Raw genomic sequence first — 5,587 nt, 5'->3', positions numbered from 1 at the left:
TCGACGTGGTCACGGAGGTGCTCCTTGAGGGCTCGCGGATTCGTACCTCCATGCTCCGCCCGGTGATCATGGTCCGGCGTCGCTCCGGCGGACGGTTGGGCCGACCACCGCTGGGCGTACGGGAGGTGGGGGACCCTCCTCCTGCGGTATGACGTGAACCCTGAGGGCGGGGTGATGGCCGGAATCGCTATCCTCCGTGGCCAAATCCCGGACAGTTCGTCAGATGGCAAGGAAACATGACAACTTCCCGGGCTGGGAACATGCGAAAGGGTGAGCCGGGCGACTAGGCTCAGGGTGGTTTCGCAGGACGCCCGGATGGTGGAACGCAGACACGGGCAGCTTAAAACTGCTTGGCCGCGAGGCCGTGCCGGTTCGAGTCCGGCTCCGGGCACCGTTCACCCGGCGGGGGCGCCACCGACGCCCCCGCCGGGAGCCGTTCACCGTATCCTCCTCGCGGCGTATCCCGGAATTTTTGCCAAGCCATTACCCTTGGTGTGGGCGGTGCAGTGCCGCCACGAAGGGAATGTGCAATGAGAAGCAGCAACCCGGTCTTCTCGCGGGAGGGGTCCTTCACCCGCGAGCCCGGCTACGCGGGGTTCGGAACCACCGCGCAGGCCGGGGGTCCGTACGGCCAGAACCCCTACGCGGGGACTCCCTACGCCCAGCCGCAGGGTCAGGGCCCGCTGACGGACGAGCAGCTCTACCAGATGTACAACGGGCCGTCGGCCGGCCCCGCGGCCACCGGGCGGATGACGCTCGACGACGTGGTCGCCCGCACGGCCATGACGCTGCTCACCCTGGTCGTCGCGGGTGCGGTGGCCTGGTTCACGCTGCCGTTCGAGAACTTCGGCTTCGCGATCGCGGCCAGCCTGGCGGCCATGGTGGTCGGCCTGGTGGTCTCCTTCAAGCGCAGCGTCAGCCCGCCGCTGATCCTGACGTACGCGGCCCTCCAGGGCTTCGCGATGGGCGCCGTCTCGCACGCCTTCAACACGATGCTGAACGGCATCGTGATCCAGGCGGTGCTGGGCACGGCGGCGGTCTTCGCGGCGATGCTGTTCGCCTACAAGAGCGGCAGGATCCGGGTCACCGCGCGCTACGCCCGGATCGGCATCGCGGTCGCCATGGGCTTCGTGCTGTTGATGCTGGTCAACATGATCGCGATGGCCTTCGGTGCCGACATGGGCCTGCGCTCCGGCCCGCTGGGCATCGTGGTCGGCCTGATCGGCATCGGCCTGGGCGCCTTCTTCCTGTCGCTGGACTTCGCGGCGATCGAGGAGGCCATCGCCCAGGGTGCCCCGCAGCGCGAGTCCTGGCGGGCGGCCTTCGGGCTCACCCTGTCGCTGGTCTGGATCTACATGGAGATGCTGCGGCTGATCGCGATCCTGCGCGGCGACGACTGACGCACCCCGTAGTACCCACACTGCCGTCGGCCCCCGGAGCGAACCGCTCCGGGGGCCGACGGCGTTTAGGCTCCTCTGCATGCATGACGTACAGCCCCTGGTCGAAGCCGTCGACTCCCTGGCGGATCGTTTCCGCTCGCTGCCGCAGAGCAAGTTGCTGGGCTCCGTGCCCGGGCACGCCTCGCGGGCGGCGGCCGTGCTGGCCCTGGCCCGGCGGCTGGCCGCGCTGGCGCTGGCAGTGGAGGGCGGGCCGCAGCGGGAGTTCCCGGACGCCGGGGCCTTCGCCGCGGGGGACCAACTGGCCGTCGCCGGGCACGACCTGGCGGCCGCGCTGGCGGCCCTGCCCGAGGGCGCCGAGGTCGCCCTCCCGGACGGGCCCGAGGCGGCCGCGGAGGTGCTGTCCGGGGCGCTCGCGGCGGTGCGCGAGACGGCGGCGCTCTGCGCCTGATGCCGGCAGCACGAAGGCCGCCCGGGTCGGTAACCCCTTGACCCGGGCGGCCTCCGCGCGGCCGTGGCGGTGAGCCGCCGTCAGATGCTGGCGACCACCCGGTCGGCGAGCACGTACACGGCCTCCTCGTCGGTGGAGAAGGTCAGCGAGTACGAACCGGAGAAGCGCGAGCCGCCGAGCAGCCGGACGTGCTCACCGGCGCGGACGGCGTCGATCAGCCGGTAGGCGGCCTCGCGGTCGCCCGGGGCCACGCACAGGGTGGTGCCGTCGGCGAAGGCGTACACGTCCAGGGTGCCCAGCGGGCCCGGGCGGACGTCGACCAGGGCGACGGCCTCCTCGGCGAGGGTGGCCAGCCGGGTGTCGGTCCACTCGCGGGACGGTGCCTGGCTCGGTACGAAGTCGGGGTGCGAGGGGTGGCGGCGCGGGTCGGGCGTGGCCACCGGGGCGTCCTCCACGGCCGGTTCGGCGTCCAGCAGCCCGGCCTCCAGGCCGGTGGCCAGCAGGTCGGCCTCGCGCCGGGCCCGGGCCTCCTTGGCGTTCTCGCCGACCGGGTGGCCGGGGCGCAGCGGGGTGCCGCCCTCGCCGCCGGACTCGGCCGCGCCGGTGCCGCCCTCGTTGATCAGGTCCTCCAGCGCGGAGCGCAGCGCCTCGCCGAACTCCGGGTCCATCGTCCCGGCGTTGTCGGCAGCCTCCTGCGGGCCGGTGGGGCGGGGGAAGAAGAGCGGCCACTCGTCGGTGCCGGTGAAGACCCCGGTGAAGGGGGAGTCGAACAGCGGCGCGTCCTCGGCCGCGCGGGCCTCCTGCTCGGCCCAGAACGCCCGGGCCTCGGTGATCTCCCGCTCGCGGTCGGCGGCGAGCGCCTCGGTGACGGCCCGGCGTATCGCGGCCTCGTCCACCGGCGCGGGCGCGGCCTGGGCCGCGGCCTGCGCGTCCAGTCGGCGGGCGAGTCCCCGGAGACGGAGCAGCACGGCGGTCGACACGGTGATCAGGATCAGCAGCAGGATGGTGTAGACGGCGCTCACGGAACGTACTCCTAGCGAGGAGCGGAACGGGGTTACGTGTCCACACTGCCGCATACGGGGCTGTTACCGCAGTGGCGAATGTCCAATTCGTCCAGGACTTTCGCTCTTGTCCCCAAATTGTTAGGTAACACCGTTCTACGCAGTGGAGTTGATCCGCTCCGCACTGTCGATTTTCGAGCGGGAATCGACCGAAAAGAGGGCCGGATCGACCTCTCGGTGTGATCCGGCCCTCAATTACGCTGCGTCACTCCAAACGGGTGGTCCAGACCCTTCGGAGCGTGCTCGGCGGGTCAGCTGAGGCGCTCGATGACCATGGCCATGCCCTGGCCGCCGCCGACGCACATGGTCTCCAGGCCGAACTGCTTGTCGTGCCACTGGAGGGAGTTGATGAGGGTGGTGGTGATCCGGGCGCCGGTCATGCCGAAGGGGTGGCCGACCGCGATGGCGCCACCGTTGACGTTCAGCTTGTCCAGGTCGATGCCGAGGTCCCGGTAGGAGGGGATGACCTGGGCCGCGAAGGCCTCGTTGATCTCGACCAGGTCGATGTCGCCGATGGTGAGGCCGGCGCGCTTGAGCGCCTGCTTGGAGGCCTCGACCGGGCCGTAGCCCATGATCTCGGGGGAGAGCGCGCTGACGCCGGTGGAGACCACCCGGGCGAGCGGGGTGATGCCGAGCTCGCGGGCCTTGGTGTCGGACATGATGACCAGCGCGGCCGCGCCGTCGTTCAGCGGGCAGCAGTTACCCGCGGTAACGGTCCCGTCGGGGCGGAACACCGGCTTCAGGCCCGCCACGCCCTCCAGGGTGACGCCGGCGCGCGGGCCGTCGTCCTTGCTCACCACGGTGCCGTCCGGGAGCGTGACCGGGGTGATCTCGCGCTCCCAGAAGCCGGCCTTGATGGCGGCCTCGGCGAGGTTCTGCGAGCGCACGCCGAACTCGTCCTGCTCGGCGCGGGTGATGCCCTTGAGCGCGGCCAGGTTCTCGGCGGTCTGGCCCATCGCGATGTAGGCGTCCGGCAGCAGCCCGTCCTCGCGCGGGTCGTGCCACTCCCCGCCACCTTCCTCCGCGCGCTTGGCGGTGCGGGCCTGGGCCTCGTCGAAGATCGGGTTCATGGTGCCCGGCAGGCCGTCCGAGGTGCCATTGACGCTGCGCGAGACGGTCTCCACGCCGGCCGAGATGAAGACGTCGCCCTCGCCGGCGCGGATCGCGTGCAGCGCCATCCGCGTGGTCTGGAGCGAGGAGGAGCAGTAGCGGGTGATGGTGGCGCCGGGCAGGTAGTCCATGCCCATCTGCACGGCCACGATGCGGGCCAGGTTGTGGCCCTGCTCGCCGCCGGGCAGGCCGCAGCCGAGCATCAGGTCGTCGATCTCGCGCGGGTCGAGCTGCGGGACCTTGGCCAGGGCGGCCTGGATGATGTGGGCGGTCAGGTCGTCCGGGCGGACGTCCTTCAGCGAGCCCTTGAAGGCCCGGCCGATCGGCGAACGGGCGGCGCTGACGATGACGGCTTCGGGCATGGCAGGCTCCTCGCTGGATGATGCGGACTGGCGGTCCGGGAGGAAAGTTACCGTCTGGTAGGTCAGGCGTCACCAGCCCCGGTGTGTGAGCTGGCCGACGTGCTCCCGGGGTCCGTACCCGTCTCCTTCCCGGCCCCCTTCGCGGTCTCCGTGCCGGTAGGGCCGACCCGCAGCCGGTGCCGCAGCAGCGCCCAGCGCCGGCCGGCGCCCTCCACGGCCACGGCCGCCACCTCGGTGCCCGCCCGCCCGGCCGCCGCGGCGGCGGCCACCGCGACCGGCAGCACCGTCTCGTCCGGCAGGTCCACCTCGCCCGGGAGCGGCGCGGTCGGGCGCTCCTCCTCCGGCCACAGGCCGAGTACGGCGCACACCGAGGGCAGCACGGCCATCGTGGCGGTGGCGTAGCCCTGGGCGGAGGGGTGGTAGCGGTCGGCGGCGAACATCTCCGGGCGGGCGGCGAACTCCGGCCCCAGCAGCGAGCCCAGTGAGACGGTGCGCCCGCCCGCCTCCACCACCGCGATGGTCTGCGCGGCGGCCAGCTGGCGGCTCAGCCGCCGGGCCACCCAGCGCAGCGGCGGTCGGACCGGCTTGATCGTCCCGAGGTCCGGGCAGGTGCCCACCACCACCTCGCAGCCGTTGGCGCGCAGCGCCGCGACCGCCTCCCCGAGCTGGCGGACGGCCAGCTGGGCCGGGCTGTGCCGCGTCACGTCATTGGCACCGACCATGATCACGGCGATGTCCGGGCGGTGCCGCAGGGCCCGCTCCAGCTGGCCGGACAGGTCGGCGGAGCGGCCGCCGACCCGGGCCACGTTGACCAGCCGCACCGGGCGCTCGGCCACCGAGGCCAGGCCCGCGGCCAGCAGGGCGCCCGGGGTCTCGCGGGCGCGCGCCACGCCCAGGCCCGCGCCGGTGGAGTCGCCGAGGACGGCCAGGACCAGCGGCGGCTGCGGGGCCGCGGAGCTGTCGGCGAAGGCCTCGCCGTAGACGCCGTCGGCCTTGGGCGGATGCGTCTCCAGGATGCCGATGGCCTGGATGGCGAGCCTGCTCTCGGTCAGCAGCAGGCCCACCAGGCCCACGCCCAGCAGGCCGAGCCCGCCGCCGCCGTACGCCGCCGCCGTGGCGATCCGGCGGGCCACCCGGGCCCGCGAGTCCTGTGCCCCTGGCATCCGGTGCCCCCTTCGCGTCCTCGTGCCGTCCCTCCGGGGGCGC

The 5,587-nt window shown here is 72.8% G+C and carries 5 protein-coding genes and 1 tRNA gene; 3 read left to right on the top strand and 3 right to left on the bottom strand.

The window, feature by feature from the left end; translation table 11 throughout:
- The first annotated feature begins 309 nt into the window (after positions 1 to 309).
- The 3 genes from J0670_RS28405 (at position 310) to J0670_RS28395 (ending at position 1,848) form a co-directional block, all read left to right on the top strand.
- Positions 310 to 391: transfer RNA gene (locus J0670_RS28405), tRNA-Leu, on the top strand.
- 139 nt (positions 392 to 530) lie between these two features.
- Positions 531 to 1,400, top strand: a complete 870-nt coding sequence (locus J0670_RS28400; RefSeq protein WP_207814548.1) for a Bax inhibitor-1/YccA family protein — start codon at positions 531 to 533, stop codon at positions 1,398 to 1,400.
- A 79-nt stretch (positions 1,401 to 1,479) separates the two neighbouring features.
- Positions 1,480 to 1,848 carry a hypothetical protein gene (locus J0670_RS28395; RefSeq protein ID WP_207814547.1) on the top strand — a complete coding sequence of 123 codons (369 nt, stop codon included), beginning with the start codon at positions 1,480 to 1,482 and terminating at the stop codon, positions 1,846 to 1,848.
- 80 nt (positions 1,849 to 1,928) lie between these two features.
- Here J0670_RS28395 and J0670_RS28390 read toward each other — a convergent pair whose 3' ends face one another.
- The 3 genes from J0670_RS28390 to J0670_RS28380 form a co-directional block, all read right to left on the bottom strand.
- Complete coding sequence (locus J0670_RS28390) at positions 1,929 to 2,870, bottom strand: hypothetical protein (RefSeq protein WP_207814549.1); 942 nt, start codon at positions 2,868 to 2,870, stop codon at positions 1,929 to 1,931.
- Positions 2,871 to 3,160: 290 nt separating this feature from the next.
- A complete protein-coding gene (locus J0670_RS28385; RefSeq protein ID WP_207814546.1) occupies positions 3,161 to 4,381 on the bottom strand; it encodes an acetyl-CoA C-acetyltransferase in 1,221 nt (406 codons plus the stop codon).
- Positions 4,382 to 4,443: 62 nt separating this feature from the next.
- The gene (locus J0670_RS28380; RefSeq protein ID WP_207814545.1) at positions 4,444 to 5,544 is read right to left on the bottom strand and encodes an SGNH/GDSL hydrolase family protein; all 1,101 of its coding nucleotides are present in this window, start codon (positions 5,542 to 5,544) and stop codon (positions 4,444 to 4,446) included.
- Positions 5,545 to 5,587: the final 43 nt, after the last annotated feature.

The organism is Streptomyces sp. FH025, from assembly GCF_017427025.1.
Lineage (GTDB): Bacteria > Actinomycetota > Actinomycetes > Streptomycetales > Streptomycetaceae > Kitasatospora.
This window is presented reverse-complemented; position numbering and strand designations above follow the sequence as displayed.